The sequence below is a fragment of the Pseudomonas guangdongensis genome (genome assembly GCF_900105885.1).
Taxonomy (GTDB): Bacteria; Pseudomonadota; Gammaproteobacteria; order Pseudomonadales; family Pseudomonadaceae; genus Geopseudomonas; species Geopseudomonas guangdongensis.
Window position 1 is genome coordinate 1,115,031 of the sequence record NZ_LT629780.1, and the last position, 26,106, is coordinate 1,141,136.

Below are 26,106 nucleotides of genomic sequence, written 5' to 3' on the forward strand. Positions count from 1 at the left end.
CTTGCGGCTCCCGCTGCGGCTTACCAGCTCTGAGTGGCCTTGAACTTCTCGATGCCGGCCTTGAGGCCTGCGTCGATCTCGTCGTTGAAGTCGCCCTTCACGTTGATCTTCGCCATCAGGTCGGCGAACTCGCGGTTGAAGAAGGCGATCAGGGCCTGCTCGAAGGCGCCGACCTTGGCCACGTCGACGTCGGCCAGGAAGCCACGCTCGGCGGCGTACAGGGACACCGACATGTCGGCGATGGACATCGGCGCGAACTGCTTCTGCTTCATCAGTTCGGTGACGCGCTGACCATGCTCGAGCTGCTTGCGGGTGGCTTCGTCCAGGTCCGAGGCGAACTGGGCGAAGGCCGCCAGTTCACGGTACTGGGCCAGCGCGGTACGGATGCCGCCGGACAGCTTCTTGATGATCTTGGTCTGGGCCGCGCCACCGACGCGGGAAACCGAGATACCGGCGTTGACCGCCGGACGGATACCGGCGTTGAACATCGCCGATTCCAGGAAGATCTGCCCGTCGGTGATCGAGATCACGTTGGTCGGAACGAACGCGGACACGTCGCCGGCCTGGGTTTCGATGATCGGCAGCGCGGTCAGCGAACCGGTTTTGCCCTTCACTTCGCCCTTGGTGAACTGCTCCACGTACTCCTCGGAAACGCGGGAAGCGCGCTCCAGCAGACGGCTGTGGAGATAGAACACGTCGCCCGGGTAGGCTTCGCGGCCCGGCGGACGGCGCAGCAGCAGGGAGATCTGGCGGTAGGCCACGGCCTGCTTGGACAGGTCGTCGTACACGATCAGGGCATCTTCACCGCGGTCGCGGAAGTATTCGCCCATGGTGCAACCGGCGTACGGCGCGAGGAACTGCAGGGCCGCCGATTCGGACGCCGAGGCTGCCACCACGATGGTGTTGGCCATGGCGCCGTGCTCTTCCAGCTTGCGCACCACGTTGGCGATGGTCGACTGCTTCTGACCGACGGCCACGTACACGCAGCGGATGCCGCTGTTCTTCTGGTTGATGATGGCGTCGATGGCCATCGCGGTCTTGCCGATCTGGCGGTCGCCGATGATCAGCTCGCGCTGACCACGGCCGACCGGGATCATCGCGTCGACCGACTTGTAGCCGGTCTGTACCGGCTGGTCGACCGACTTACGCCAGATCACGCCCGGCGCGACTTTCTCGACCGCGTCGGTTGCCTTGGCGTTGATCGGGCCTTTGCCGTCGATCGGGTTGCCCAGGGCATCGACCACGCGACCCAGCAGTTCCGGACCGACCGGAACTTCGAGGATGCGGCCGGTGCACTTGGCGCTCATGCCCTCGGTCAGGCCCTGGTAGCTGCCCAGGACCACGGCGCCGACGGAGTCTTGCTCCAGGTTCAGCGCCATGCCGTAGATGCCGCCGGGGAACTCGATCATCTCGCCGTACATCACGTCGGCCAGGCCGAAGATGCGCACGATGCCGTCGGAGACGCTGACGACGGTGCCTTCGTTACGGGCCTGCGCGGATACATCAAGCTTGGCGATACGCTGCTTGATGATTTCGCTAATTTCGGAAGGATTCAGTTGCTGCATGCCATGCCCCTCAAATCAGGATTTCAACGCTTCGGCCAACTGGTTCAGTTTGCCGCGGACCGAACCGTCGATAACCAGGTCACCCGCACGAATGATCAAGCCGCCGATGAGGGCGGAGTTGACGACCGGGGTGGGCTGGACAGTTCGATCGAGCCGCTTCGACAAGGCGGCAGCCAGAGTCTGGAGTTGTTCTGCGCTCAGTTCGTGAGCCGTCTCGACCTCGACCTCGATCGAGCGCTCGGCCTCGGCCTTGAGCGCCTCGAACTGGTCGCGAACGGTCGGCAGCAGTTCCAGGCGATCGTTCTCGCCCAGGGCCACCACGAAGTTGCGGAACGACTCGTCGATGCGCTCGGCGCACAGCTCGGCCAGGAATTCGGCCTTGCGCTGCCAGGTCAATGCCGGATTGCGCAGCTGGGCGGTGACTTCGGGGGACTCCACGAAGGCGGCGGCCAGTGCCAGCATGTTCGACCATGCATCGGATTGTTTGGCTGCGGAAGCGAACTCGAAGGCGGCTTTCGCATAAGGCCGAGCAAGCGTATTGATAGTTGCCATCGCTCGCCTCGCTTAGAGTTGGGAGGCCAGTTTTGCGACCAGATCGTTGTGTGCCTTGGCGTCCACGGAGGACTCCAGGATCTTCTCGGCACCGGCAACGGCGAGAGCCGCCACCTGGGCGCGCAGCTGATCCTTGGCGCGATTCACTTCAACCTCGATTTCGGCCTTGGCGCTGACAAGCAGACGCTCGCCTTCGCTACGTGCCTGCTGCTTGGCTTCCTCGACGATCGCATTGGCGGTCTTGTTCGCCTTGTCGAGGATCTCGGCAGCCTGCTCCTTGGTTTCGCGGAGCATCTGGGCAGCTTTCTCCTGGGCCAGTTGCAGGTCGCGCTGGGCACGGCCGGCAGCATCCAGACCTTCGGCAATTTTCTTCTGGCGGGCTTGCATGGCTGCGGTGATTGGCGGCCACACAAACTTCATGGTGAACCAGACGAAAATAGCGAAGGCAATCGTTTGACCGAACAGCGTCAAGTTAATGTTCACAGCGATTTACCTCGTGCTATTTCGTTGGGTCCGGGTAATCCAATCCTCGGCGACAGGGTTGCGCGCGGGCACAACCCTGCCGAAAAACCGCGGATGCTTATTAGCCGGCAACAACGAAGATGAGGTACATCGCGATACCAACGCCGATCATCGGAACGGCGTCGAGCAGACCGGCCATCAGGAAGGTCTTGGTTTGCAGCTGCGGGCCGAGTTCCGGCTGGCGAGCGGTGGATTCCAGCAGCTTGCCGCCCAGCAGGGCGAAGCCGATGCCGGTGCCCAGAGCACCCAGACCGATCATGATGGCGGCAGCGATGTAGACGAGTTCCATAACAGCTCCTGAGGTTTTTAAGGGTTTAAGGTTTCGTGGTTAGGGGGTAAGGGTTCGGGTTCCACTCAATCAGTGGTGGTCTTCATGTGCAGCGCTCAGGTACACCACTGTCAGCACCATGAAGATGAAGGCCTGCAGCGGGATCACCAGGATATGGAAGATCGCCCAAGGCACATTCAGAGCCCACTGTGCCCAGAACGGCAGCAGCGCGATGAGAATGAACACAACCTCACCGGCATACATGTTGCCGAACAGACGCAGGGCGAGACTCAGCGGCTTGGTCAGCAGGCCGAGGATCTCGAGGAACAGGTTGAACGGAACCAGCGACCAGTGGTTGAACGGGGTGAACGCCAGCTCCTTGGTGAAGCCGCCGAAACCCTTGACCTTGACGCTGTAGAACAGGATCAGGATGAACACGCCGAGGGACAGGCCGAAGGTGCCGTTGGGATCGGCGGTCGGCACGATCTTGAAGTAGGGCACGCCGAGCAGGCTGGCCAGACCCGGGATGTAGTCCACCGGAATCCACTTCAGGCTGTTCATCAGGAACACCCAGACGAAGATGGTCAGCGCCAGCGGAGCGATCACCGGATTGCGGCCGTGGAAGGTGTCCTTGACCACGCCCTCGACGAACTCGATGCACATTTCCACGAGATTCTGCAGGCCCGAGGGGGCGCCGGCATTGGCTCGCTTGGCAACGCGGCTGAACAGGAACAGGAAGACCAGGCCCATCAGCACGGACCAGCCCAGGGTATCCACATGGATCGCCCAGAAGCCCATCTGTTTCACTTCGTCCGGGGTCTGGGCGATGACCCAACCCTTTTCCGGGTGGGAGCCAAAGACCAGGTTCTGCAGGTGGTGCTGAATGTATTCAGCCGGTGTGTTAGCCATAAAGACGCCTCAATGCTCAATGCTTCGGAAAGCCTTTCACCAGCAGGAGCGAACTGGCGGCGGTGCCCAGCACCAGCGCATAGCCGGCAAACAGTGCCGCCACATGCAACCGCTCCACTCCTGCAAACACCAGCGCAAACAACGCTGCCGTCAGAAACAGTTTGCCCATCTCGCCCGACCAGAAGGACTGGACGATGGCCTTGACCGAACGCGCTCCGAAGTAGCGGAACGCCTTGTACGCGAAGTACAGGTTCGGCAGTAATGCAATCATGCCGCCGAGCAGTGCCGAGTATCCGGCGACGGGGCCTTGCCAGACCCAGCCGGCCAGACCGGCCAGCACACTCATGCCCAGCTGCAGCAGGAGCAACGGGAACACCGCCAGACGGTGCAGGGGGGTCTTGTTGCGAATGTTCACCGCGTCGCCCCGCTGCTGTTGCTGAACGGCCCGCACTGCAAGCCTTGTGCCGACAAAATAGCGCCGGGAGTATATGGGGCTGAGTGGCCCGGTTCAACTGCCGGGTAGTGAATTAAGACCATTCGCTACACATCCACGCCTTTCAGCGGATGTGCGCCAGCACACCCTGCAACTCGTCAAGTGAGCCGTAGCGGATCACCAGCTGGCCCTTGCCTTGCTGACCGTGGCGGATCTCCACCGCGGCGCCAAGCCGCTCGGCCAGCCGCTGTTCGAGGCGCAGGATGTCCGGATCGGTCTTGACCGCCTCGCTCTCGACCTTGCCGCTGAGCCACTGGCGCACCAGGGCTTCGGTCTGGCGCACGGTCAGCCCGCGTGCGACAACCTGTCGCGCGCCCTCGACCTGGCGCTCGCCCGGCAGACCGAGCAGCGCGCGGGCATGGCCCATTTCCAGATCGCCGCGCGCCAGCAGGGTCTTCACTTCTTCGGGCAGAGCAATGAGACGCAGCAGGTTGGCCACGGTCACACGGGATTTGCCCACCGCGTCGGCGACCTGCTGCTGGGTGAGGTGGAACTCCTGCTGCAGACGCTGCAGGGCCATCGCCTCCTCGACCGGATTGAGGTTCTCGCGCTGGATGTTCTCGATCAGCGCCATGGCGATCGCCGCCTCGTCGCTGACCTCGCGGACCAGCGCCGGGATGCGCTCCAGCCCCGCCAGCTGACAGGCGCGCCAGCGCCGTTCGCCGGCGATGATCTCGTAGCGTTCGCCCTCGAGCGGACGCACCACCACCGGCTGCATCAGCCCCTGGCTGCGGATCGACTGGGCCAGCTCGTCGAGGGCCTGGGGATCCATGTCGCGGCGCGGCTGGTATTTGCCGCGCTGCAGGGCCTCCAGCGGCAGGTTGTGCAGCTCCTGCCCGGCGGCCCTGACGGCCTGGTCTTGCAGGGCCTTGACGCTGGTGCCGCCGAGCAGGGCATCCAGTCCGCGGCCGAGACCGCGCTTCTTCACAGCCATGTGCTACTCCTCAGGCGGGGGTGCGTCGGGTCCGCTCGCGCTGCCGCGCGAGGACTTCGCCGGCCAGCGCCTGGTAGGCCTTGGCGCCGCGGGACGACTTGTCGTAGACCAGCACCGGCATGCCGTGGCTGGGCGCCTCGGCCAGACGCACGTTGCGCGGGATGGTGGTGTCGTAGAGGGCCTCGCCGAAGTGCTCGCGCAGCTGCGCGGTGACCTCGTTGGTCAGGCCGATGCGCCCGTCGTACATGGTGCGCAGGATGCCCTCGATCTTCAGCTGCGGGTTGAGCAGGCCGCCGATGCGCTGAATGCTGTTGACCAGGTCGGAGAGCCCTTCCAGCGCGTAGTACTCGCACTGCATGGGGATGATCACCCCGTCGGCGGCGACCAGCGCGTTGATGGTCAGCATCGACAGTGCCGGCGGGCAGTCGATGAGGATGAACTCGTAGTCGCCGCGGATCGGCGCCAGCGCCTGGCGCAGGCGCTGTTCTTTGTTGGGCAGGTCGAGCAGGGTGACCTCGGCGGCGGTGAGGTCGCGGTTGGCCGGCAGCAGGTCGTAGCCGCCGTGCTCGGAGCGCTGCATCGCCTGGGCCGGCTCGCAGTGGCCGACCAGCACGTCGTAGACCGACTGTTCGAGGGCCAGCTTGTCGACGCCGCTGCCGGTGGTGGCGTTGCCCTGCGGATCGAGGTCGATCAGCAGCACGCGCTGCTGGCTGGCGACCAGCGAGGCGGCCAGGTTGACGCAGCTGGTGGTCTTGCCCACCCCGCCCTTCTGGTTGGCGATCGCGAATACTTTGGCCATGGCTGGCAGTCTCCCTCAAACGGTGCGGCGCAGTATCAGCAGATGACGCTGGCCCTGGCAACCGGGAACCTCCAGCGCGTGTTCGGCCTCGACGCGGAAGTCCGCCGGCAGCGCGGCCAGTTCCTCGCGCGGGTACTGGCCCTTCATCGCCAGCCAGCGGGTCTCGGCGTCGCCCAGATGGCGGGTCCAGTCGGCAAAGTCGGCCAGCGCGCTGAACGCCCGCGAGACGATGCCAGCGAACGGCTGCGCCGGCTGGAATTCCTCCACGCGGCTGTGGACAACGTCGAGGTTGGCCAGCTTGAGCTCGAGCTTCACCTGGGTCTGGAAGCGGCTTTTCTTGCCGTTGGAGTCCAGGGTGGTGAAGCGCCGCTCGGGGAACAGGATGGCCAGCGGGATGCCCGGCATGCCGCCGCCGCTGCCGACGTCCAGCCAGTCATCGCCGCCCTCGCGAACGAACGGCAGGATGCTCAGGCTGTCGAGCAGGTGGCGCGACACCATCTCGTCCGGGTTGCGCACCGCGGTGAGGTTGTAGGCCTGGTTCCACTTGATCAGCAGGCCCAGATAGGCGAGCAGGCGCTCCCGCTGGCCGGCGTCGAGGGCCACGCCCAGCTGTGCGGCGCCGTGCGCCAGTTCGGCGGCGTGCGCCGCAGTGACCAGGGACATCAGGAATTCTGCTCCAGCTGGCGGCCGGCGCCGCGTTTCTTCAGGTGAATCAGCAGCAGCGACACCGCTGCCGGGGTGACCCCGGGAATCCGCGAGGCCTGGCCGAGGGTCTGCGGACGGGCGCTGGACAGCTTGCCCTGGATCTCCTTGGACAGCCCGCCGATCGCGGTGTAGTCGAGATCCTCGGGCAGCGCGGTGTCTTCGCTGGCGCGCAGGCGCTCGATCTCGTCCTGCTGGCGGTCGATGTAACCGGCGTACTTGATGCGGATCTCCACCTGCTCGGCGACCTGGGGGTTATCCACAGCCGCGCCGGTGATCTCGGTCAGCCCGGCGTAGTCGATCTCCGGACGCGCCAGCAGGTTGTGCAGGTTGTACTCGTGGGTCAGCGGGGTGCCGAAGCGCGCAACGATGGCCTCGCCCTGGGCGGTGCCCGGGCGCACCCAGGTGCTCTTCAGACGCTGCTCCTCGCGCTCGATGCCTTCGCGCTTGGCGCAGAACGCTGCCCAGCGGCGGTCGTCGACCAGACCCAGCTCGCGGCCCTTCCCGGTCAGGCGCAGGTCGGCGTTGTCCTCGCGCAGGATCAGCCGGTACTCGGCACGCGAGGTGAACATGCGGTACGGCTCCTGGGTGCCGAGGGTGATCAGGTCGTCGACCAGCACGCCGATGTACGCCTCGTCGCGGCGCGGGCACCAGGCCTCGCGGCCCTGGGCGCGCAGCGCGGCGTTGGCGCCGGCGAGCAGGCCCTGGGCGCCGGCTTCCTCGTAGCCGGTGGTGCCGTTGATCTGCCCGGCGAAGAACAGCCCGCCGATTACCTTGGTCTCCAGCGAGTACTTGAGGTCGCGCGGATCGAAGAAGTCGTACTCGATGGCGTAGCCGGGCCGCACGATGTGCGCGTTCTCCAGGCCGCGGATCGAGCGGACGATCTGCAGCTGCACATCGAACGGCAGCGAGGTGGAGATGCCGTTGGGGTACAGCTCGTGGGTGCTCAGGCCCTCCGGCTCGATGAACACCTGGTGGCTGTCCTTGTCGGCGAAGCGGTGGATCTTGTCCTCGATCGACGGGCAGTAGCGCGGCCCGATGCCCTCGATGATCCCCGAGTACATCGGCGAGCGGTCGAGGTTGGCGGCGATGATCTCGTGGGTGCGCGCGTTGGTGTGGGTGATCCAGCAACTGACCTGCGGCGGGTGCTGCTCGCGCGAGCCGAGGAACGACATCACCGGCACCGGGTTATCCCCAGGCTGCTCGCTCATCCGCGAGAAATCCACCGAACGCCCGTCGATGCGCGGCGGCGTGCCGGTCTTCAGCCGGCCGACGCGCAGCGGCAGCTCGCGCAGGCGCTGTGCCAGCGCCAGTGACGGCGGATCGCCGGCGCGGCCGCCGGAGTGGTTCTCCAGGCCGATGTGGATAAGTCCGCCGAGGAAGGTGCCGGCGGTCAGGACCACGTTATCGGCGTGGAATTTCAGGCCCATCTGGGTGACCACCCCGCGGACCTGCTCGCCCTCGACGATCAGGTCGTCGGCGGACTGCTGGAATATCCACAGGTTGGGCTGGTTTTCCAGGATGCGCCGCACCTCCGCCTTGTACAGCGCGCGGTCGGCCTGGGCACGGGTGGCGCGCACCGCCGGCCCCTTGCGGGCGTTGAGGATGCGGAACTGGATGCCGGCCACGTCGGTGGCATCGGCCATGGCGCCGCCGAGTGCGTCGATTTCCTTGACCAGATGGCTCTTGCCGATCCCGCCGATGGCCGGATTGCAGCTCATGTGACCGAGGGTTTCCACGTTGTGGGTAAGCAGCAGGGTCTTCACCCCCATGCGTGCTGCGGCCAGTGCCGCCTCGGTACCGGCATGGCCGCCACCGATGACGATCACATCGAAACGGGAAGGGAAATCCACACGCACCTCGTGCCTGTTCGGAAAGGGAATTCGGGAAGCCGCGCAGTATAGAGGCTTCTCCGGGGTGAATGAAGCGCTGTGGACAAAAAGTAGCCAGCCGGGCGGGCAGCATTCCGCATGCTGACCAACAGAAAAATAGAAAGGATGAGTTTTTAAAAAGCCAGTTCTTGTGTTTGTTATAGGTGTGCATAGATTCTGTGGGTAACTCTTTAAATTCCTTTTAAATCAATGGCTTGAGTAATGAATAAGACTGTCCGCAAGTGCCTCTGAGGGCTTGGGACAAGACGCCTGAGGCTGTGTGTGGATGGCCAGTTTATCCACAGGGCGGGTTATTCACAGGAGGCCGGTGGTCTTGTCTACGGAGCTGAAGTGCGCTTGTCCACAGGGCTTGGCGGCGTGCACTGCCCCTGTGGACAAGTCCGGACGGACAGGCAGCAGGGGGCGAAGTCGCACCGGCGACCCCGCGAAGAGATAGGGATAGGAATGGAAAACGGGCGCGGCAGCGCCTGCCGACGGGACGTCGACAGGCGGCGGGAGGGCTACGGGGCTATTTGCCGATGCAGAAGCTGGAGAAGATCCGCCCGAGCAGGTCGTCGGGGGTGAAGGCGCCGGTGATCTCGCCGAGCGCCTGATGGGCCTGGCGCAGATCCTCGGCGAGCAGCTCGCCGGCACCCAGCAGGGTCAGCTGCTGGCGGCCGTGCTCCAGGCAGGAAGCGGCCTGGCGCAGGGCATCGAGGTGGCGGCGCCGTGCGCTGAAGCTGCTTTCGGTGGTCTGCTGATAGCCCATGCAGGCCTTGAGATGCTCGCGCAGCAGGTCGAGGCCGGCGCCGCTACGCGCCGACAGGCTGAGGCTGACATGGCCGTCGGCGCAGGTGTCCAGGCGTACCGCCTCGCCGGACAGGTCGGCCTTGTTGCGGATCAGGGTGACCCTGGCCGGGTCGGGACGTTGGTCGAGGAATTCCGGCCACAGGGCGAAGGGATCGGCCGCCTCCGCAGCGCTGGCGTCGACCACCAGCAGCACCCGGTCGGCTTCGCCGATGGCCTTGAGCGCACGCTCGACGCCGATCTGCTCGACCTCGTCGGCGGTGGCGCGCAGGCCGGCGGTGTCGACCACGTGCAGCGGCATGCCGTCGATGTGGATATGTTCGCGCAGCAGGTCGCGGGTGGTGCCGGCGATGTCGGTGACGATCGCCGCCTCGCGCCCGGCCAGGGCGTTGAGCAGGCTGGACTTGCCGGCATTCGGCCGCCCGGCGATCACCACGTTCATGCCGTCGCGCAGCAGCGCGCCCTGCCCCGCCTCGCGCTGCACCGCCGCGAGTGCGGCGCGCACGCCGTCGAGCTGGCCGAGCACGTGGCCGTCGGCGAGGAAGTCGATCTCCTCCTCGGGAAAGTCGATGGCCGCCTCGACGTACATGCGCAGCTCTATCAGCTGGTCGGCCAGACGCTGCACGCGGCGCGAGAACTCGCCCTGCAGCGAACGCACGGCGTTGCGCGCCGCCTGTTCGCTGCTTGCCTCGATCAGGTCGGCGATGGCCTCGGCCTGGGCCAGGTCGAGCTTGTCGTTGAGGAAGGCGCGCTCGCTGAACTCGCCGGGCCGCGCCAGCCGTGCGCCCAGCTCCAGGCAGCGGCGCAGCAGCACGTCGAGCACCACCGGGCCGCCGTGGCCCTGCAGTTCCAGCACGTCCTCGCCGGTGAACGAATGCGGCCCGCGGAAGAACAGCAGCAGGCCCTCGTCGATCACCTCGCCGTCGTCGGCATGGAAGCCGCAGTAGTAGGCATGCCGCGGTTCGGGTTCGCGGCCGCTGAGGGTGATGGCGATGGCGCGTGCGCGCGGGCCGGAAACGCGGACGATGCCCACGCCGCCGCGCCCCTGGGCGGTGGCGACGGCGGCGATGGTGTCACGGACGGGTTGCATGGCGACCTCCGGAGGGCGAACAGCAAGACGCCCCACGAGGGGGCGTCTGCGTTGGGTGTATCGGGCTGGGCGAGCGACTCAGGCCTTGGCGGCCCGCTCGATCTGCCGGGTAATGTACCACTGCTGGGCAATCGACAGGACGTTGTTGACCACCCAGTACAGCACCAGACCGGCCGGGAACCACAGGAAGAAGAAGGTGAAGACGATCGGCATCAGCTTGAGGATGCGCGCCTGCATCGGGTCCGGCGGTGTCGGGTTGAGGGTCTGCTGGAAGAACATGGTCGCGCCCATGATGATCGGCAGGATGAAGTACGGATCCTTGATCGACAGGTCGACGATCCAGCCCAGCCACGGCGCCTGACGGATCTCCACGCTTTCCAGCAGGGTCCAGTACAGGGCGAGGAACACCGGCATCTGCACCAGGATCGGCAGGCAGCCGCCCAGCGGGTTGATCTTCTCCTTCTTGTACAGCTCCATCATCGCCTGGGACATCTTCTGGCGGTCGTCGCCGAACTGCTCCTTGAGCGACTGCAGCTTGGGCGCCACCGCGCGCATGCGCGCCATGGACTTGTAGCTGGCCGCCGACAGCGGGAAGAACGCCAGCTTGATGATCACGGTGAGGAAGATGATCGACCAGCCCCAGTTACCGACGATGCTGTGGATAACCTGCAGCAGCCAGAAGATCGGCTGGGCGATGAACCACAGGAAGCCGTAGTCGACGGTCAGCTCCAGACCCGGCGACAGCTCCTTGAGCTTGTCCTGGAGTTTCGGACCGGCGTACAGGGTGGCGCTGGTTTCGGCGCTGGCGCCGACCGGCACGTTCAGCTGCGGGCCGACGAAACCGATGATGTAGTTGCCCTGGCTGTCCTTGCGGGTGGTGACCTGGTTGGTGTCGTCCTTGGCCGGTACCCAGGCGGTGACGAAATAGTGCTGCAGCCAGGCGACCCAGCCGCCCTGTACGGTTTCGCGCAGGTTCTTGTCGTCCATGTCCTTCATGGCGACCTTCTTGTACGGCTCCTCCGCCGTCCACAGCGCCGCGCCCAGGTAGGTGGCCATGCCGGTGGCGCTGGTCTGCGACGGATCGCCGCTGGCATCGCGCTTGAGCTGGGCGAACAGGTTGCCGCTCCACGGCTTGTCGCCCTGGTTGACGATGCGGTGGCTGACCGCGAAGTCGTAGCTGCCGCGCGTGAAGGTGAAACGCTTGAGGTAGTCGACGCCGGCTTCGCTGAAGGTCAGATCGACCACCAGCTGCTGCTGGCCGTCGGCCAGGCGGTACTGGCGCTGCTCCACGCTGTACAGCGGACGGCCGCTGGTGCGGGCATCCGGGCCGTCGCCGACCAGGCCGCTCTGCGCCACATAGGTACGCTCGTTGCCGTTGTCGAACAGGGCGAAGGGCACGTCGCGGTTCTGCAGGCTGCGCGGGTATTCCGGCAGCGCCAGCTGCACCACGTCGCCGCCCAGCGGGTCGATGGCCAGCTTGAGCACATCGGTTTCGACCTGGATCAGCGCCTGGCTCGGCGCCGCCGCGACGCTGGCTGGGGCATTGCTCTGCGGGTTGGCGCTGGGGATATCGGCAGTGTCGGTCGCCGGCTTGTCCACAGGCAGTGCCGGCGTGGCAGCGGCTGCCGGCGACGGCATCTGCGGTTGTCCGTAGTCCTGGTTCCACTGCAGAACCATCAGGTAAGACACGATTGCCAGAGCGACGATCAGTATCGAGCGTTGAATGTCCATGATTTTATGCGGCCATCGAAGAGGGTCGGGACGTGCGGGAGGGCGGCAGCGCGGAGTGGCGGCCGGCATGCCGGATGACACTGTGCTGCGGTCGTCGCGAAGTCGGCCAGCCTGCCCGCAGCGAGCCGCACAGCGCGATGGCCGGGGCGAGACGGGAGCGATGGCTGGGATGGAGGCGACGGCGGCCCACCGTCAGGGAGCTGACGGTGCAGCGATGAAGCGTGATCGGAGCGGACGCCGGATTACGCATCGGAAACCGGGGGGGCCGGCGATTCGGCAGCAGCTTCGGCGCGAGGCCGGTTGCGTGCCAGGCGTTTCCAGAGCTTGACGAACTGCTGGTGCAGCTCGGGATTGTCCAGATCGCCGAGACCCTTGCGCGCCACCACCACGATATCCAGACCGGCGAGCATCTGCTGATGCAGGCGGAAGGAATCGCGGATGATGCGCTTCAGGCGATTGCGCTCGACGGCAAGCTTGACGCTCTTCTTGCCGATCACCAGGCCGAGGCGCGGATGATCGAGTCCGTTGTCACGGGCCAGGAGCAGTACTGACCTGCCGGGAGCCTTGCCGATGGGGGAGTCGAAGACTGCCGAAAAGTGTCGGGACGTCAGCAGTCGCTTGTCCCGGCCGAAACTCCGACTCACCACCCGTTCCGGGCAATCAGACGGTGGTCAGACGCTTGCGGCCCTTGGCGCGACGACGCGACAGGACTGCACGGCCGTTCTTGGTTGCCATGCGCGCACGGAAACCGTGGTTGCGGGCGCGCTTCAGATTGCTGGGCTGAAAGGTGCGTTTCATTGTCAGTTACCTAGTGATCACGGCAGCCCGAGAGGGGCTCCCCTGTTAAAGAGATCGCGGATTCTAGAGAAAGCGCCGCCACAGGTCAATTTCCAACCAGCGGTCCGCTGCATTCATCCACAGCTGCGCCTTGTCTGCTCGCTGCTGTGCGGCGGCGATCTTCTCCTGCCAGCGCGCTGCCTGGCAAGCCGCGTGCGCAGCCGCGCCGGGTTGTCCACTGTCTACAACCAAAACAGACAATACGTTTTTAAAGAGCTAGTGATGGTTATGGTAGATGTGCAGGACATTTTCTGTGGATAAGTGCTCCCGGCCCTTGTCTGACAGGACTTGGCGGAACGTCAAAGGCTGTCGAGAAGAAGTGCTGCGGCTGTGCGGCAGCGGCGCACAAGCTGGGGATGGAAGGCGTGGTTATCCACAGGGGGATTTTCCGGCAGCTTATCCAGAGGGCTGAGCTGGGCTTTGCTGCACGCTTATCCACATCGGCGGCGAGCACGCGCAGTGCATGGAATGGTCGCCGTGCATCACGCCATGTGGATAACTTTGCCGGCGCTCGCTACAATGCCGCCTTTGCCCTGTCTATCAAGACGCTTTCCAAGCGAGGGAAACCGAGTGTCCGTGGAACTGTGGCAGCAGTGCGTGGAAGTTCTGCGCGACGAGCTGTCTTCCCAGCTGTTCAACACCTGGATCCGTCCGCTGCAGGCCGAAATGCACGGCGACGAGCTGCGCGTCTACGCGCCGAACCGTTTCGTCGTCGAATTCGTCAATGAGCGCTACATCAACCGTCTGCTCGAACTGATGAACGAGCGCGGCAACGGCCAGATGCCGGCGCTGAACCTGCTGGTCGGCAGCAAGCGCCCGGCGGCCGTGGTGCCGCCTCCGGTGGCCCCCGCACCGGCCAGCGAACCGCCTCCCAGCGCGCCGCAACCGGTACCGGCCGAGCCGCCGGCCGCCGCGCCGCGCACCGAGCGCAGCGTGCAGGTCGAGGGCGGCCTGAAGCACACCAGCTACCTGAACCGCAACTTCACCTTCGAGAACTTCGTCGAAGGCAAGTCCAACCAGCTGGCGCGCGCCGCCGCCTGGCAGGTGGCCGACAATCCCAAGCACGGCTACAACCCGCTGTTCCTCTATGGCGGCGTCGGCCTGGGCAAGACCCACCTGATGCACGCGGTGGGCAACCACCTGCTGAAGAAGAATCCCAACGCCAAGGTGGTCTACCTGCATTCCGAGCGCTTCGTCGCCGACATGGTCAAGGCCCTGCAGCTCAACGCGATCAACGACTTCAAGCGCTTCTACCGCTCGGTGGACGCCCTCTTGATCGACGACATCCAGTTCTTCGCCCGCAAGGAGCGCTCCCAGGAGGAGTTCTTCCACACCTTCAACGCCCTGCTCGAGGGCGGCCAGCAGGTGATCCTCACCAGCGACCGCTACCCCAAGGAGATCGAAGGGCTGGAAGAGCGCCTGAAATCGCGCTTCGGCTGGGGCCTGACCGTGGCGGTGGAGCCGCCGGAGCTGGAAACCCGGGTGGCGATCCTTATCAAGAAGGCCGAGCAGGCCAAGGTCGACCTGCCCCACGACGCGGCGTTCTTCATCGCCCAGCGGATCCGCTCCAACGTGCGCGAACTGGAAGGCTCGCTGAAGCGGGTGATCGCTCACGCCCACTTCACCGGCAGCGAGATCAGCATCGAACTGGTGCGCGAGTCGCTCAAGGACCTGCTCGCCCTGCAGGACAAGCTGGTCAGCGTCGACAACATCCAGCGCACCGTGGCCGAGTACTACAAGATCAAGATTTCCGATCTGCTGTCCAAACGTCGCTCGCGCTCGGTGGCGCGTCCGCGGCAGGTAGCCATGGCCCTGTCCAAGGAACTGACCAACCACAGCCTGCCGGAGATCGGCGACGCCTTCGGCGGCCGCGATCACACCACCGTGCTGCATGCCTGCCGCAAGATCGGCGAACTTCGCGAGCAAGATGCCGACATTCGCGAAGACTACAAGAACCTGCTGCGTACCCTGACCACCTGACGGGGATGCCTTTCGAGGCCAAGGATTCAAGATGCATTTCACCATTCAACGCGAAGCCCTGCTCAAGCCGCTGCAACTGGTTGCCGGTGTCGTCGAACGCCGGCAGACCCTGCCGGTGCTGTCCAACGTGCTGCTGGTGGTACAGGGCCAGCAGCTGTCGCTGACCGGCACCGACCTCGAAGTCGAACTGGTCGGCCGCGTCGAGCTGGACGAGCCGGCCGAGGCCGGCGAGATCACCGTGCCGGCGCGCAAGCTGATGGACATCTGCAAGAGCCTGCCGGGCGATGCGCTGATCGACATCCGCCTCGACGAGCAGAAGCTGCTGATCAAGGCCGGGCGCAGCCGCTTCAGCCTGTCCACCCTGCCGGCCAACGACTTCCCCTCGGTGGAGGAAAGCCAGGGCTCGCTGACCTTCGTGGTGGCGCAGAGCAAGCTGCGCCGGCTGATCGAGCGCACCAGCTTTGCCATGGCCCAGCAGGACGTGCGCTACTACCTCAACGGCATGCTGCTGGAAGTCAGCGCCGGCCAGCTGCGCGCCGTGGCCACCGACGGCCACCGCCTGGCGATGTGCGCCCTGGAGGCCGGCATCGCCGCCACCGACAAGCATCAGGTGATCGTGCCGCGCAAGGGCATCCTCGAACTGCAGCGCCTGCTCACCGAGCCGGACGAGGCGGTGAGCATCGTCCTCGGCCTGCACCACATCCGCGCCACCACCGGCGACTTCACCTTCACTTCCAAACTGGTGGACGGCAAGTTCCCCGACTATCAGCGCGTGTTGCCGCGCAATGGCGACAAGATGGTCGTCGGCGACCGCCAGGCGCTGCGCGAGGCGTTCAGCCGCACGGCGATCCTGTCCAACGAGAAGTACCGCGGCATCCGCCTGCAACTGGCCAGCGGCCTGCTGAAGATCCAGGCCAACAACCCCGAGCAGGAGGAGGCCGAGGAGGAGCTGCAGGTCGACTACTTCGGCGACGCGCTGGAGGTCGGCTTCAACGTCAGCTACCTGCTCGACGTGCTCGGCGTGATGACCACCGACCAGGTGCGCATCACCCTGGCCGACGCCAACAGCAGCGCCCTGCTGCAGGAGGCCGGCAACGACGATTCCACCTATGTCGTGATGCCGATGCGTCTCTGAGTCCTCGCGAAATGGCGGCGCAGACTGTGCATGAGGCTGTGGATAATTCTGTGCATAGTCTGTGGCGTTCGCCCCTCCACTTCCCGGTGCGCTAGCCATGTCCCTGGTCAAACTCAGCGTCAGCGCTGTGCGCAACCTGCAGCCGCTGAGTCTCGAACCCTCGCCGCGGATCAACCTGCTGGCTGGGGATAACGGCAGCGGCAAGACCAGCGTGCTGGAAGCTATCCACCTGCTCGGCCTGGCCCGCTCGTTCCGCAGCGCCCGGCTGAACCCGGTGATCCAGCACGACTGCGAGCAGGCCGTGGTGTTCGGCCAGGTGCGCCTGCTCGACGGCCGCCTCAGCCAGATCGGCATTGCCCGCGAGCGCGGCGGCGACTGGCAGATCCGCATCGACGGACAGAATGCGCGCAGCGCCGCGCAACTGGCCGAAGTGCTGCCGCTGCAGCTGATCAACCCCGACAGCTTCCGTCTGCTCGAAGGCGCGCCGAAGATCCGCCGGCAGTTCCTCGACTGGGGCGTGTTCCACGTGGAACCGCGCTTTCTCGGCGCCTGGCAGCGCCTGCAGGGCGCCCTGCGGCAACGGAACTCCTGGTTGCGCCATGGTAGAATCGACCCCGCTGCGCAGGCCGCCTGGGACCGCGAACTGGCCCTGGCCAGCGAGGCCATCGACGAATACCGCCGCGCCTATATCCAGGCGCTCAAGCCGGTGTTCGAGGACACCCTGGCACAGCTGCTCGAATTGCCGGAGCTGACCCTCAGCTACTACCGCGGCTGGGACCGCGAGCGCAGCCTCGGCGAGGTGCTGGCGGGGAGTCTCGCGCGCGACCGGCAGCTCGGCCACACCCAAGCCGGCCCGCAGCGCGCCGATCTGCGCCTGCGCATCGGCAGCCACAATGCCGCCGACATCCTCTCGCGCGGTCAGCAGAAGCTGGTGGTCTGCGCCCTGCGCATCGCCCAGGGCCACCTGCTCAACCGGGCCAAGCACGGGCAGTGCGTCTATCTGGTGGACGACCTGCCCTCGGAACTCGACGAACAGCACCGACACGCACTGTGCCGCCTGCTGGAAGACCTCGACTGCCAGGTGTTCATCACCGGCGTCGACGGCGAAACCCTCAAAGACGGCTGGCGCACGGACACGCCGGTCGCCATGTTCCACGTGGAGCATGGCCGTATTGAATCCTCGGGAGTGAAGGCATGAGCGAGAACAACACGTACGACTCCTCCAGCATCAAGGTGCTGAAAGGTCTGGATGCCGTACGCAAGCGCCCCGGCATGTACATCGGTGACACCGACGACGGCACCGGTCTGCACCACATGGTGTTCGAGGTGGTGGACAACTCCATCGACGAGGCGCTGGCCGGCCACTGCGACGAGATCAGCATCACTATCCATACCGACGAGTCGATCACCGTGCGCGACAACGGTCGCGGCATTCCGGTGGATATCCACAAGGAAGAAGGCGTTTCCGCCGCCGAGGTCATCATGACCGTGCTGCACGCCGGCGGTAAGTTCGACGACAACAGCTACAAGGTCTCCGGCGGTCTGCACGGCGTCGGCGTCTCGGTGGTCAACGCGCTGTCCGAGCAGCTGGTGCTGACCATCCGCCGCAGCGGCAAGGTCTGGGAACAGACTTACGTGCATGGCGTGCCGCAGGCCCCGCTAGCCGCGGTCGGCGATACCGACGGCAGCGGCACGCAGATCCACTTCAAGCCCTCCGCCGAGACCTTCCGCAACATCCACTTCAGCTGGGACATCCTCGCCAAGCGCCTGCGCGAACTGTCGTTCCTCAACTCCGGGGTCGGCATCGTGCTCATCGACGAGCGCAGCGGCAAGGAGGAGCTGTTCAAGTACGAGGGCGGCCTCAAGGCCTTCGTCGACTACCTCAACACCCACAAGACCGCGGTCAACCAGGTGTTCCACTTCAGCGTGCAGCGCGAGGAAGACGGCGTCGGCGTGGAAGTGGCGCTGCAGTGGAACGACAGCTTCAACGAGAACATCCTCTGCTTCACCAACAACATCCCGCAGCGCGACGGCGGCACCCATCTGGCCGGCTTCCGCTCGGCGCTGACCCGCCACCTGAACAACTACATCGAGGCCGAGGGCCTGGCCAAGAAGTTCAAGGTCAGCACCACCGGCGACGACGCCCGCGAAGGCCTCACCGCGATCATCTCGGTCAAGGTGCCGGACCCCAAGTTCAGCTCGCAGACCAAGGACAAGCTGGTCTCCAGCGAGGTGAAGACCGCGGTCGAGCAGGAAATGGGCAAGTACTTCGCCGATTACCTGCTGGAGAACCCCAACGAGGCCAAGGCGGTGGTCGGCAAGATGCTCGACGCCGCACGGGCCCGCGAGGCCGCGCGCAAGGCCCGCGAGATGACCCGGCGCAAGGGCGCGCTGGACATCGCCGGCCTGCCCGGCAAGCTGGCCGACTGCCAGGAGAAGGACCCGGCGCTGTCCGAACTGTACATCGTCGAGGGTGATTCGGCCGGCGGCTCGGCCAAGCAGGGCCGCAACCGCAAGACCCAGGCGATCCTGCCGCTCAAGGGCAAGATCCTCAACGTCGAGAAGGCGCGCTTCGACAAGATGCTCTCCTCCCAGGAGGTCGGCACCCTGATCACCGCGCTGGGCTGCGGCATCGGTCGCGACGAGTACAACATCGACAAGCTGCGCTACCACAACATCATCATCATGACCGATGCCGATGTCGACGGTTCGCACATCCGTACCCTGCTGCTGACCTTCTTCTTCCGCCAGCTCCCCGAGCTGATCGAGCGCGGCTACGTGTACATCGCCCAGCCGCCGCTGTACAAGGTCAAGAAGGGCAAGCAGGAGCAGTACATCAAGGACGACGAGGCCATGGAGGAATACATGACCCAGTCGGCCCTCGAAGATGCCAGCCTGCACGTCAACGACCACGCCCCCGGACTGTCCGGCACCGCGCTGGAAAGTCTGGTCAACGACTGGCGCACGGTGATGAAAACCCTCACCCGCCTGTCGCGCCTCTACCCCCAGGAGATCACCGAGCACTTCGTCTACCTGCCGCGTGTCGAGCTGGAGCAGCTTGCCGACCAGAGCGCCATGCAGGGCTGGATCGACACCCTCGGCGAGCGCCTCAAGGCGGTGGAAAAGTCCGGGCAGAACTGCCGGTTCAGCCTGCGCGAGGATCGCGAGCGCAAGCTGTGGCTGCCTGAGGTGGAGATCTTCGCCCATGGGCTGTCCAGCTACGTCACCTTCAACCGCGACTTCTTCGCCAGCAACGACTACCGCAGCGTCACCGACCTGGGGGCGAAGATCGTCAACCTGCTGGAAGACGGCGCCTATGTGCAGCGCGGCGAGCGCAAGAAGCCGGTGGCCACCTTCAAGGAGGCCCTCGACTGGCTGATGAGCGAAAGCACCAAACGCCACAGCATCCAGCGCTACAAGGGCCTCGGCGAGATGAACCCCGAGCAGCTGTGGGAAACCACCATGGATCCGGCGGTGCGGCGCATGCTCAAGGTGACCATCGAGGACGCCATCGCCGCCGACCAGATCTTCAACACCCTGATGGGCGATGCCGTGGAACCGCGCCGCGAGTTCATCGAGAGCAACGCCCTGGCGGTGTCGAACCTGGACGTGTGAGGATTCGCCCTGTGGACAAGAAACTGTCCACAGGGCGAGCGAAGATAAAACCCCCGGCGCATTCCAGTGTGCCGGGGGTTTTATCCATCTGCAGCATGTTGTGGATAAGCTGCGCCGATTTTTATCCACAGCGCGCTGTCATCGATACTCGCGTCGGGCGCAATGATTGCGCCGGCAACGTTTTGCATATTCCGTACATTCGGTGCAGGATTGACGCGGTACAAACGCAACGGGGTGGTGTCATCGACAAGGGATCGCCATCGACGAGACAAGGTGGAATATGGACAACATGAAGGATGCAAGCAATATCTCAGGGACGAGCGCCGGCACGCCCCTGAACCATCAAGGCGAACAACGTTTGCCCGACCACAGCCGTGTGGATACGTCCCTGCGCGCCAGCGTGGTGTTCGCCCTGCGGGTCTACAACACCCAGATACTCGAAGGGCAACTGCGGCCGCATATCGAGCGGGCGCTGACGGCGGAAACCGTCGGTCAGATGCGCCAGATCGTCGCTTCCGCGGATCGCCTGCTGCACAAGTGAGGTTCTGCGCGGCGCCAGGCCCGTGCCGCTCTCGGCGCCGCCGGTAGGCGCGGCGCAGGGCCTGCGCCTGAGCGGGAAACGGCAGAATTCCGTTGCACCGCCGCGTGCTTGGCGCAACACTTCTTTCCCACGGACATGCGCCGCATCGTGGCGCGCGAAGGATGCAACCGGCAGAGCGATCTGCCGGTTTTTTTGTGCCCGCCTGCATAGTGCCAATCGCTATCGAAGATATGTGCAAACGGTCTTGTGGCATCTGCGCGGATGCCGGTGGGCCGATCGGCGGTGCATTAGAGTTTGTCTATGGGCGCTGTCTTTCTTCATCTATCTGGAAGTCTTGTCATGTGGGCTAGAAACATTCTCTGTGGGATCGGGCTGGCGTGCCTGTGCGCCGCCGCGCTGCCGCCGCTTGCGGTACAGGCTGCCGAGCGCTCTGCCGGCGCGGCGCAGGCCCGTCAGGGACTGGAGCTGGCCTCCACCAGCGCGCTGGTGGTCGACCTGCAGAGCGGTCGCGAGGTCTACGCCAGCCATGCCGACGTGGTGCTGCCGATCGCCTCGATCACCAAGCTGATGACCGCCATCGTGGTGCTGGACGCCCGCCTGCCGCTGGACGAGGTGATTCCGGTGACCATCCGCGATACCCGCGAGCTGCAGGGGGTGTTCTCCCGGGTGCGGGTCAACAGCCAGCTGAGCCGCCGCGAGCTGCTGCGCCTGGCGCTGATGTCCTCGGAGAACCGCGCAGCCTCCGCCCTCGCCCACCACTATCCGGGTGGCCACGCGGCCTTCGTGGCGGCGATGAACGCCAAGGCGCGCGCGCTCGGCATGCGCAAGAGCCGCTTCACCGAGCCGACCGGGCTGTCCAGCGGCAACGTCTCCACCGCCCGCGAACTGGTGCAGCTGCTGCAGGCTGCGCAGCAGTACCCGCTGATCCGCGAGATGAGCACCACGCCAAACCGCGACGCGCATTTCCGCAAGCCCAACTACGCGCTGAGCTTCTTCAATACCAACCCGCTGGTGCGTAAGGGCGACTGGAGCATCCAGGTCAGCAAGACCGGCTTCACCAACGACGCCGGGCATTGCCTGGTGATGCTGACCCGCCTGGACGGACACCCCACCGCGGTGGTGCTGCTCGACTCCTTCGGCAAGTACACCCGCATCGCCGATGCCAACCGCCTGCGGCGCTGGATGGAGAGTGGCCAGAGCGCGCCGATCCCCGACGCCGCGCGCCGCTACAAGCAGCAGAAGGTGCAGCAGTTCCGCCAGATGCAGGCGGCGCGCTCGGACGGCTGAGTCTGGGCTGATCCGCCCGCCGCCTCCCGCGTGGGAGCCGGCGGGCGGTCGCCTGCCTGGCAGCGGCCAGCTGCCGATGCCGTGGCATGGCGCAGCGATGTCCACAGTGCCTGCGCATGCCGCCCTTGATTCTGGTCGTGCCTGCAGCGGCCACCCCGTCCATGGTTCTCCCGCCTCGCTACCGCTGCGGGCATAGCCGTCCGCTTCAGCCGCGCAGGCGTGCGGCGAACTCGGCTACCCGCGTGCCGAGCAGGCGGGCGGTATCCAGGTCGCCCTTGCGCGGCGCCTCCTGCGGCGAGGCGTCGGACGGCGAGATGGCCAGCGCTCCGGCGAAACCGGCGGTCCAGTTGATGTCGTCGGGGCCGTTGTCCTTGCGATTGGCCGGCAGCAGGCCGGTGCCGATCCACAGCTGGCCGTGTTGCTGCGACAGGGTGAAGAAATAGGCGATGGTGGAAAACTTGTCGCCGTTGACCGAGGCCGAGTTGGTGAAGCCGGCGGCCAGCTTGTCCTTCCAGTGCGACTGGAACCAGGGCTTGGAGCTGGCGTCGGCGAACCTCTTGAACTGCCAGGCCGGTCCGCCCATGTAGGTCGGCGAGCCGTAGACGATGGCATCGGCGGCGGCCAGGCTGTCCCAGCCGCCGGCCGGCAGCTCGCCCTGGTCGTCGATGCGCAGCAGGCTGACGTCGCTGCCGGCGACTGCGGCGGCTCCTGCGTGTACGGCGGCGGCCTGCTGGGCGGTATGGCCGTAGCCGCTGAAATAGACGATGGCGATCTTCGACATGCCGGACTCCCCTGGATTGCGGGCCGCGTTGTGCGGCGAATGCTGGTGGGGAAAACGATAGTCCAGGACCGGTGCAGCAGTTGCCGGCCCCGCCGGACGGCAGCCTGCATGCTAGGCTCGCAGCAGGCCCATACGCCAGTCACGGAGAACGGTCATGCGCATCGGTGTCCCCCGAGAGATCAAGAACCACGAGTATCGCGTCGGCCTCACCCCCTCGTCGGTAGCCGAGCTGTGTGGCCACGGCCATGCGGTGTGGGTGGAGAGTCAGGCCGGTGCGGCCATCGGCTTCGGCGACGCGGACTATGCGGCGGCCGGGGCCAGGGTGGTCGCCGATGCCGCCGAGGTGTTCGCGGCCGCCGAGCTGATCGTCAAAGTCAAGGAGCCATTGGCCGCCGAGCGCGCCCGCCTCGGAGCGCAGCACACCCTGTTCACCTACCTGCATCTGGCCGCCGACCGTACGCAGACCGATGAGCTGCTGGCCAGCGGCGCCACCTGCATCGCCTACGAGACCGTCACCGACGCCCAGGGACGGCTGCCCTTGTTGGCGCCGATGTCCGAGGTGGCCGGGCGCATGGCCATCCAGGTCGGCGCCAGTTGCCTGGAGAAGGCTCGCGGCGGTCGTGGCGTGCTGCTTGGCGGAGTGCCGGGCGTGGCGCCGGGCAAGGTGGTGATTCTCGGCGGCGGGGTAGTCGGCAGCCAGGCGGTGGCGATGGCGGTCGGTCTGGGCGCCGAGGTCTGCGTGCTGGATCGCAGCCTGGATGCCCTGCGCCGGCTGGATGCCCAGTACGGCAACCGCATCGTCACCCTGTACTCCACCGGCAGCGCGCTGCGCGAGCGGGTGCTGGCTGCCGATCTGGTGATCGGCAGCGTGCTGATTCCCGGGGCGGCGGCGCCCAAGCTGATCGACGCCGAGATGATCCGGCAGATGCAGGCCGGCTCGGTGCTGGTCGATGTGGCCATCGACCAGGGCGGTTGCGCCGAGACGTCGCGGCCGACCACCCATGCCGAACCGACCTACGTGCTCGACGGCGTGGTGCACTACTGCGTGACCAACATGCCCGGCGGCGTGGCGCGCACCTCCACGCTGGCGTTGAACAACGCCACCCTACCCTGCGTGCTGGCGCTGGCCGGCAAGGGCGTGCGGCGGGCACTGAGCGAAGACCCGTACCTGCGTCAGGGGCTCAACGTGGCGGCCGGCGGCATCGGCAACGCCGGGGTGGCCGCTGCCCACGGGTTGCCGCTGCACAGCGCCGAGGTGCTGCTGGCACGGCTGTGACTGTTCCACGTGAAACATCCGGTGAAGGCGGTTGCGTCGTTGTTCCACGTGGAACCTGGCCTGGCTGGTGCCGATGCACTCATTCAGGGGTTATCCAGTGAGTTATCCACAGGCTGGTGATCCGTTGCGCTACGCTGGGGATGGTATGCGCCTTGCAATTCCCCCTGCGCACGGCGAGCAATGGCGCTGCCTGTGTGGAAGCGTGCGCCACCTTGGGGCGTGATTGTGCCGGCAGGTGCATGGTTGCCGACCGCCAGGCGGAATACTTATCCACAGGATGTTGATGTAGAGCAAAGGCCGGGTGCCTGTGGCTTTTTATCAATATGAGTGATGCAGCGCACAACTTATCATCGCCCCGCAGATTTCTTCCGCCGCAGACCCGGTCGACCGCCGGGCCTGCGACTTGCCAGACACCCCTCCAGGACGGTCCTTTTCCATGATGGCTCTATACAACCTATCGATCCGCAACAAGCTGTTGCTCATCCTGCTCCTGCCCGTGCTGGGGCTGGTCTACTTCGCCGTGGCCGGCATCGTCGAGCGCCAGCGTACCTATGCCGAGATGCAGCGTCTGGAGGATCTGGCCGAGCTGGCCGGGCTGGTCAGCGCGCTGGTGCACGAGACGCAGAAGGAGCGCGGCATGAGCGCCGGTTTCGTCGGCAGTCGCGGCGCGCGTTTCGCCGTGGAGCTGCCACGCCAGCGTGAGGCTACCGACCAGCAGCTGCAGAGCCTGACCCGCTTCCTCGCGCAGACCCCGAATGCCGAGCTGGGCAACGGCATCGTGCGCCGGCTCGATGCCGCGCGCAGCCGGCTGGGCAGCCTGGCCGAGCAGCGCCAGGGTGTCAGCGCGCTGAACATCGGCGCCGACCAGGCGGTCGGTTACTACACCGCGCTCAACACCGAGCTGCTCGACGTGGTCGGCGAGCTGGCCCGTGGCACCGCCCAGGGCGAGCTGGTCCAGCGCCTGGCCGCCTACTACAACCTGCTGCAGAGCAAGGAACGCGCCGGCATCGAGCGCGCGGTGCTGACCAACACCTTCGCCGCCGACCGCTTCACCGAGGCGCTGTTCCTGCGCTTCACCGGCCTGGTCGGCGAGCAGAACGCCTACACCCACACCTTCCTCAGCCTGGCGCCGAACGCCCTGCAGGAGCGCTACAAGCAGAGCATGGGCAACCCGGTGGTCGCCGAGACCGAGCGGCTGCGCGCGCGCGCTTTCGAGCGCGCGGTCAGCGGCGGTTTCGAGGTCGACCCCAACCAGTGGTTCACCCGTCAGACCGAGAAGATCGACCTGCTCAAGCAGGTCGAGGACGCCGTGGCCGCCGAGCTGCTGGGCGTCGCCCAGCGCCTGGGCAGCGATGCCCGTCGCGATCTGGTGGTGCAGGTCGCGGTGGCGTCCCTGGCGGTGGGCCTGGCCCTGCTGCTGGCCCTGCTGGTGACGCACAGCCTGACCGGCGTCTTGCGGCGCACCCTGCAGACCATCGCACAGAGCGAGGGCGACCTGAACCGCCGCCTCGAGGTGCTGGGCAACGACGAGCTGGCGCAGCTCAACCGCGCCTTCAACGAGGCGACCGACAAGACCCGTCTGCTGGTGCAGCGCATCAGCGAAAGCGCCCACGCGGTGCACGAGGCGAGCATGGACATCGCCGCCGGCAACCAGAACCTGGCGCAGCGCACCGAGGAGGAGTCCGCCTCGCTGGTGGAGACCGCGGCGAGCATGGAGCAGATCGCGGCGACCGTGCGGCACACCGCGGACAATGCCGTCCAGGCCCGTCAGCTGGCGGACAGCCTGCAGCAGCAGGCCCGCGAGGCCGCCGAGCTGGCCAGCCGCACGCAGACAGCGATGACCGAGATGCGCGAGGCCAGCGAGAAGGTGGCCAGCATCGTCGGCGCCATCGACCAGATCGCCTTCCAGACCAACCTGCTGGCGCTCAACGCCTCGGTCGAGGCGGCGCGGGCCGGCGAACAGGGCCGCGGCTTCGCCGTGGTGGCCAGCGAGGTGCGCCACCTGGCCCAGCGCAGCGCCGAGGAAGCCGGCGCGATTCGCGGGCTGATCGGCGACAGCGTGCAGAAGGTCCACGAGGGGGTGGCGCTGGTCGAGCAGAGCGACCGCAGCCTGATCGACATCCAGGGCGGCGTGACCCGGGTCACCAAGCTGATCGCCGACATCGCCGCGGCGGCCGACGAGCAGTCCAAGGGCGTCGAGCAGATCAACCTGGCCATCGCCCAGCTCGATCAGGTCACCCAGCAGAACGCCCGTCTGGTCGAGGAGGCGGCCAACGCCAGCCAGGAGCTGGACGCCCAGGCCGGCGAGATGGCGGCGCTGGTCGGCCAGTTCCACGTCGATGCCGGGCTGGCCCCGGTGGCGCGCCGCGAACGCCCGCCGGCGCGCGGCGCCGCGCGTACCCCGGCCTGAG

23 protein-coding genes are annotated in these 26,106 nt (G+C 66.1%); 8 read left to right on the forward strand and 15 right to left on the reverse strand.

Annotated features, from left to right (window positions below; genetic code table 11):
• Positions 1–20: 20 nt before the first annotated feature.
• The 14 genes from atpA to rpmH all read right to left on the reverse strand — a co-directional run bounded on the left by atpA (position 21) and on the right by rpmH (position 13,041).
• Complete coding sequence (gene atpA, locus BLU22_RS05330; protein WP_090212698.1) at positions 21–1,565, reverse strand: F0F1 ATP synthase subunit alpha; 1,545 nt, start codon at positions 1,563–1,565, stop codon at positions 21–23.
• A gap of 15 nt (positions 1,566–1,580) precedes the next feature.
• A complete protein-coding gene (locus tag BLU22_RS05335) occupies positions 1,581–2,117 on the reverse strand; it encodes a F0F1 ATP synthase subunit delta (protein ID WP_090212700.1) in 537 nt (178 codons plus the stop codon).
• A gap of 12 nt (positions 2,118–2,129) precedes the next feature.
• Positions 2,130–2,600, reverse strand: a complete 471-nt coding sequence (locus BLU22_RS05340; protein ID WP_090212701.1) for a F0F1 ATP synthase subunit B — start codon at positions 2,598–2,600, stop codon at positions 2,130–2,132.
• Positions 2,601–2,700: 100 nt separating this feature from the next.
• On the reverse strand, positions 2,701–2,928 hold the full coding sequence (gene atpE / locus BLU22_RS05345) for a F0F1 ATP synthase subunit C (protein ID WP_003241387.1): 228 nt from the start codon (positions 2,926–2,928) through the stop codon (positions 2,701–2,703).
• A 69-nt stretch (positions 2,929–2,997) separates the two neighbouring features.
• The gene (gene atpB / locus BLU22_RS05350) at positions 2,998–3,816 is read right to left on the reverse strand and encodes a F0F1 ATP synthase subunit A (RefSeq protein ID WP_090212703.1); all 819 of its coding nucleotides are present in this window, start codon (positions 3,814–3,816) and stop codon (positions 2,998–3,000) included.
• Between the two features lie 16 nt (positions 3,817–3,832).
• Positions 3,833–4,231, reverse strand: coding sequence for a F0F1 ATP synthase subunit I (locus BLU22_RS05355; RefSeq protein ID WP_090216281.1), 399 nt, complete (start codon positions 4,229–4,231; stop codon positions 3,833–3,835).
• 142 nt (positions 4,232–4,373) lie between these two features.
• Entirely contained in the window at positions 4,374–5,243 is an 870-nt protein-coding gene (locus BLU22_RS05360; protein ID WP_090212705.1) for a ParB/RepB/Spo0J family partition protein, read from the reverse strand.
• Positions 5,244–5,253: 10 nt separating this feature from the next.
• Positions 5,254–6,042, reverse strand: a complete 789-nt coding sequence (locus BLU22_RS05365) for a ParA family protein (RefSeq protein ID WP_090212706.1) — start codon at positions 6,040–6,042, stop codon at positions 5,254–5,256.
• 15 nt (positions 6,043–6,057) lie between these two features.
• On the reverse strand, positions 6,058–6,705 hold the full coding sequence (gene rsmG / locus BLU22_RS05370) for a 16S rRNA (guanine(527)-N(7))-methyltransferase RsmG (RefSeq protein ID WP_090212708.1): 648 nt from the start codon (positions 6,703–6,705) through the stop codon (positions 6,058–6,060).
• The gene (mnmG, locus tag BLU22_RS05375) at positions 6,705–8,597 is read right to left on the reverse strand and encodes a tRNA uridine-5-carboxymethylaminomethyl(34) synthesis enzyme MnmG (protein WP_090212709.1); all 1,893 of its coding nucleotides are present in this window, start codon (positions 8,595–8,597) and stop codon (positions 6,705–6,707) included. Before mnmG ends, rsmG begins: the two co-directional genes overlap by 1 nt.
• Before the next feature lie 547 nt (positions 8,598–9,144).
• Entirely contained in the window at positions 9,145–10,512 is a 1,368-nt protein-coding gene (mnmE, locus tag BLU22_RS05380) for a tRNA uridine-5-carboxymethylaminomethyl(34) synthesis GTPase MnmE (RefSeq protein ID WP_090212711.1), read from the reverse strand.
• Positions 10,513–10,590: 78 nt separating this feature from the next.
• Positions 10,591–12,243 (reverse strand): membrane protein insertase YidC, encoded by a 1,653-nt coding sequence (yidC, locus tag BLU22_RS05385; protein WP_090212712.1) that lies wholly within the window; start codon positions 12,241–12,243, stop codon positions 10,591–10,593.
• A 242-nt stretch (positions 12,244–12,485) separates the two neighbouring features.
• Complete coding sequence (rnpA, locus tag BLU22_RS05390; protein ID WP_090212714.1) at positions 12,486–12,890, reverse strand: ribonuclease P protein component; 405 nt, start codon at positions 12,888–12,890, stop codon at positions 12,486–12,488.
• A 13-nt stretch (positions 12,891–12,903) separates the two neighbouring features.
• Complete coding sequence (gene rpmH, locus BLU22_RS05395; protein WP_090212716.1) at positions 12,904–13,041, reverse strand: 50S ribosomal protein L34; 138 nt, start codon at positions 13,039–13,041, stop codon at positions 12,904–12,906.
• A gap of 609 nt (positions 13,042–13,650) precedes the next feature.
• Here rpmH and dnaA point away from each other — a divergent pair.
• The 6 genes from dnaA to pbpG all read left to right on the forward strand — a co-directional run bounded on the left by dnaA (position 13,651) and on the right by pbpG (position 21,638).
• A complete protein-coding gene (dnaA, locus tag BLU22_RS05400; protein ID WP_090212717.1) occupies positions 13,651–15,060 on the forward strand; it encodes a chromosomal replication initiator protein DnaA in 1,410 nt (469 codons plus the stop codon).
• A 31-nt stretch (positions 15,061–15,091) separates the two neighbouring features.
• Positions 15,092–16,195 (forward strand): DNA polymerase III subunit beta, encoded by a 1,104-nt coding sequence (dnaN, locus tag BLU22_RS05405; protein ID WP_090212719.1) that lies wholly within the window; start codon positions 15,092–15,094, stop codon positions 16,193–16,195.
• 97 nt (positions 16,196–16,292) lie between these two features.
• Positions 16,293–17,393 (forward strand): DNA replication/repair protein RecF, encoded by a 1,101-nt coding sequence (recF, locus tag BLU22_RS05410; RefSeq protein WP_090212721.1) that lies wholly within the window; start codon positions 16,293–16,295, stop codon positions 17,391–17,393.
• Positions 17,390–19,810: a DNA topoisomerase (ATP-hydrolyzing) subunit B gene (gene gyrB, locus BLU22_RS05415; RefSeq protein WP_090212722.1), complete on the forward strand. Its 2,421-nt coding sequence runs from the start codon at positions 17,390–17,392 to the stop codon at positions 19,808–19,810. The genes recF and gyrB overlap by 4 nt, the downstream gene beginning before the upstream one ends.
• A gap of 280 nt (positions 19,811–20,090) precedes the next feature.
• A complete protein-coding gene (locus tag BLU22_RS05420; RefSeq protein ID WP_157718973.1) occupies positions 20,091–20,351 on the forward strand; it encodes a hypothetical protein in 261 nt (86 codons plus the stop codon).
• 339 nt (positions 20,352–20,690) lie between these two features.
• A complete protein-coding gene (pbpG, locus tag BLU22_RS05425; RefSeq protein WP_090212725.1) occupies positions 20,691–21,638 on the forward strand; it encodes a D-alanyl-D-alanine endopeptidase in 948 nt (315 codons plus the stop codon).
• A gap of 205 nt (positions 21,639–21,843) precedes the next feature.
• On the opposite strand, the gene BLU22_RS05430 is transcribed toward pbpG, so the two are convergent.
• Positions 21,844–22,419 (reverse strand): flavodoxin family protein, encoded by a 576-nt coding sequence (locus BLU22_RS05430; RefSeq protein WP_090212727.1) that lies wholly within the window; start codon positions 22,417–22,419, stop codon positions 21,844–21,846.
• A 154-nt stretch (positions 22,420–22,573) separates the two neighbouring features.
• Between BLU22_RS05430 and ald the strand changes: the two genes are divergently transcribed.
• Together ald and BLU22_RS05440 are read left to right on the forward strand one after the other, a co-directional pair.
• Entirely contained in the window at positions 22,574–23,695 is a 1,122-nt protein-coding gene (gene ald / locus BLU22_RS05435; protein WP_090212728.1) for an alanine dehydrogenase, read from the forward strand.
• A 436-nt stretch (positions 23,696–24,131) separates the two neighbouring features.
• A complete protein-coding gene (locus tag BLU22_RS05440) occupies positions 24,132–26,105 on the forward strand; it encodes a methyl-accepting chemotaxis protein (protein WP_090212730.1) in 1,974 nt (657 codons plus the stop codon).
• Position 26,106 lies beyond the last annotated feature (1 nt).

Excerpts from the sequence above, each read along its gene's own strand:
- dnaN (WP_090212719.1), top strand. The coding sequence starts at position 15,092 with ATGCATTTCACCATTCAACGCGAAGCCCTGCTCAAGCCGCTGCAACTG.
- rpmH (WP_090212716.1), bottom strand. The coding sequence starts at position 13,041 with ATGAAACGCACCTTTCAGCCCAGCAATCTGAAGCGCGCCCGCAACCAC.
- BLU22_RS05360 (WP_090212705.1), bottom strand. The coding sequence starts at position 5,243 with ATGGCTGTGAAGAAGCGCGGTCTCGGCCGCGGACTGGATGCCCTGCTC.
- BLU22_RS05420 (WP_157718973.1), top strand. The coding sequence starts at position 20,091 with ATGGACAACATGAAGGATGCAAGCAATATCTCAGGGACGAGCGCCGGC.
- mnmE (WP_090212711.1), bottom strand. The coding sequence starts at position 10,512 with ATGCAACCCGTCCGTGACACCATCGCCGCCGTCGCCACCGCCCAGGGG.
- atpB (WP_090212703.1), bottom strand. The coding sequence starts at position 3,816 with ATGGCTAACACACCGGCTGAATACATTCAGCACCACCTGCAGAACCTG.
- atpA (WP_090212698.1), bottom strand. The coding sequence starts at position 1,565 with ATGCAGCAACTGAATCCTTCCGAAATTAGCGAAATCATCAAGCAGCGT.
- BLU22_RS05365 (WP_090212706.1), bottom strand. The coding sequence starts at position 6,042 with ATGGCCAAAGTATTCGCGATCGCCAACCAGAAGGGCGGGGTGGGCAAG.
- pbpG (WP_090212725.1), top strand. The coding sequence starts at position 20,691 with ATGTGGGCTAGAAACATTCTCTGTGGGATCGGGCTGGCGTGCCTGTGC.
- rsmG (WP_090212708.1), bottom strand. The coding sequence starts at position 6,705 with ATGTCCCTGGTCACTGCGGCGCACGCCGCCGAACTGGCGCACGGCGCC.
- atpE (WP_003241387.1), bottom strand. The coding sequence starts at position 2,928 with ATGGAACTCGTCTACATCGCTGCCGCCATCATGATCGGTCTGGGTGCT.
- yidC (WP_090212712.1), bottom strand. The coding sequence starts at position 12,243 with ATGGACATTCAACGCTCGATACTGATCGTCGCTCTGGCAATCGTGTCT.
- BLU22_RS05335 (WP_090212700.1), bottom strand. The coding sequence starts at position 2,117 with ATGGCAACTATCAATACGCTTGCTCGGCCTTATGCGAAAGCCGCCTTC.
- gyrB (WP_090212722.1), top strand. The coding sequence starts at position 17,390 with ATGAGCGAGAACAACACGTACGACTCCTCCAGCATCAAGGTGCTGAAA.
- ald (WP_090212728.1), top strand. The coding sequence starts at position 22,574 with ATGCGCATCGGTGTCCCCCGAGAGATCAAGAACCACGAGTATCGCGTC.
- recF (WP_090212721.1), top strand. The coding sequence starts at position 16,293 with ATGTCCCTGGTCAAACTCAGCGTCAGCGCTGTGCGCAACCTGCAGCCG.
- BLU22_RS05440 (WP_090212730.1), top strand. The coding sequence starts at position 24,132 with ATGATGGCTCTATACAACCTATCGATCCGCAACAAGCTGTTGCTCATC.
- BLU22_RS05430 (WP_090212727.1), bottom strand. The coding sequence starts at position 22,419 with ATGTCGAAGATCGCCATCGTCTATTTCAGCGGCTACGGCCATACCGCC.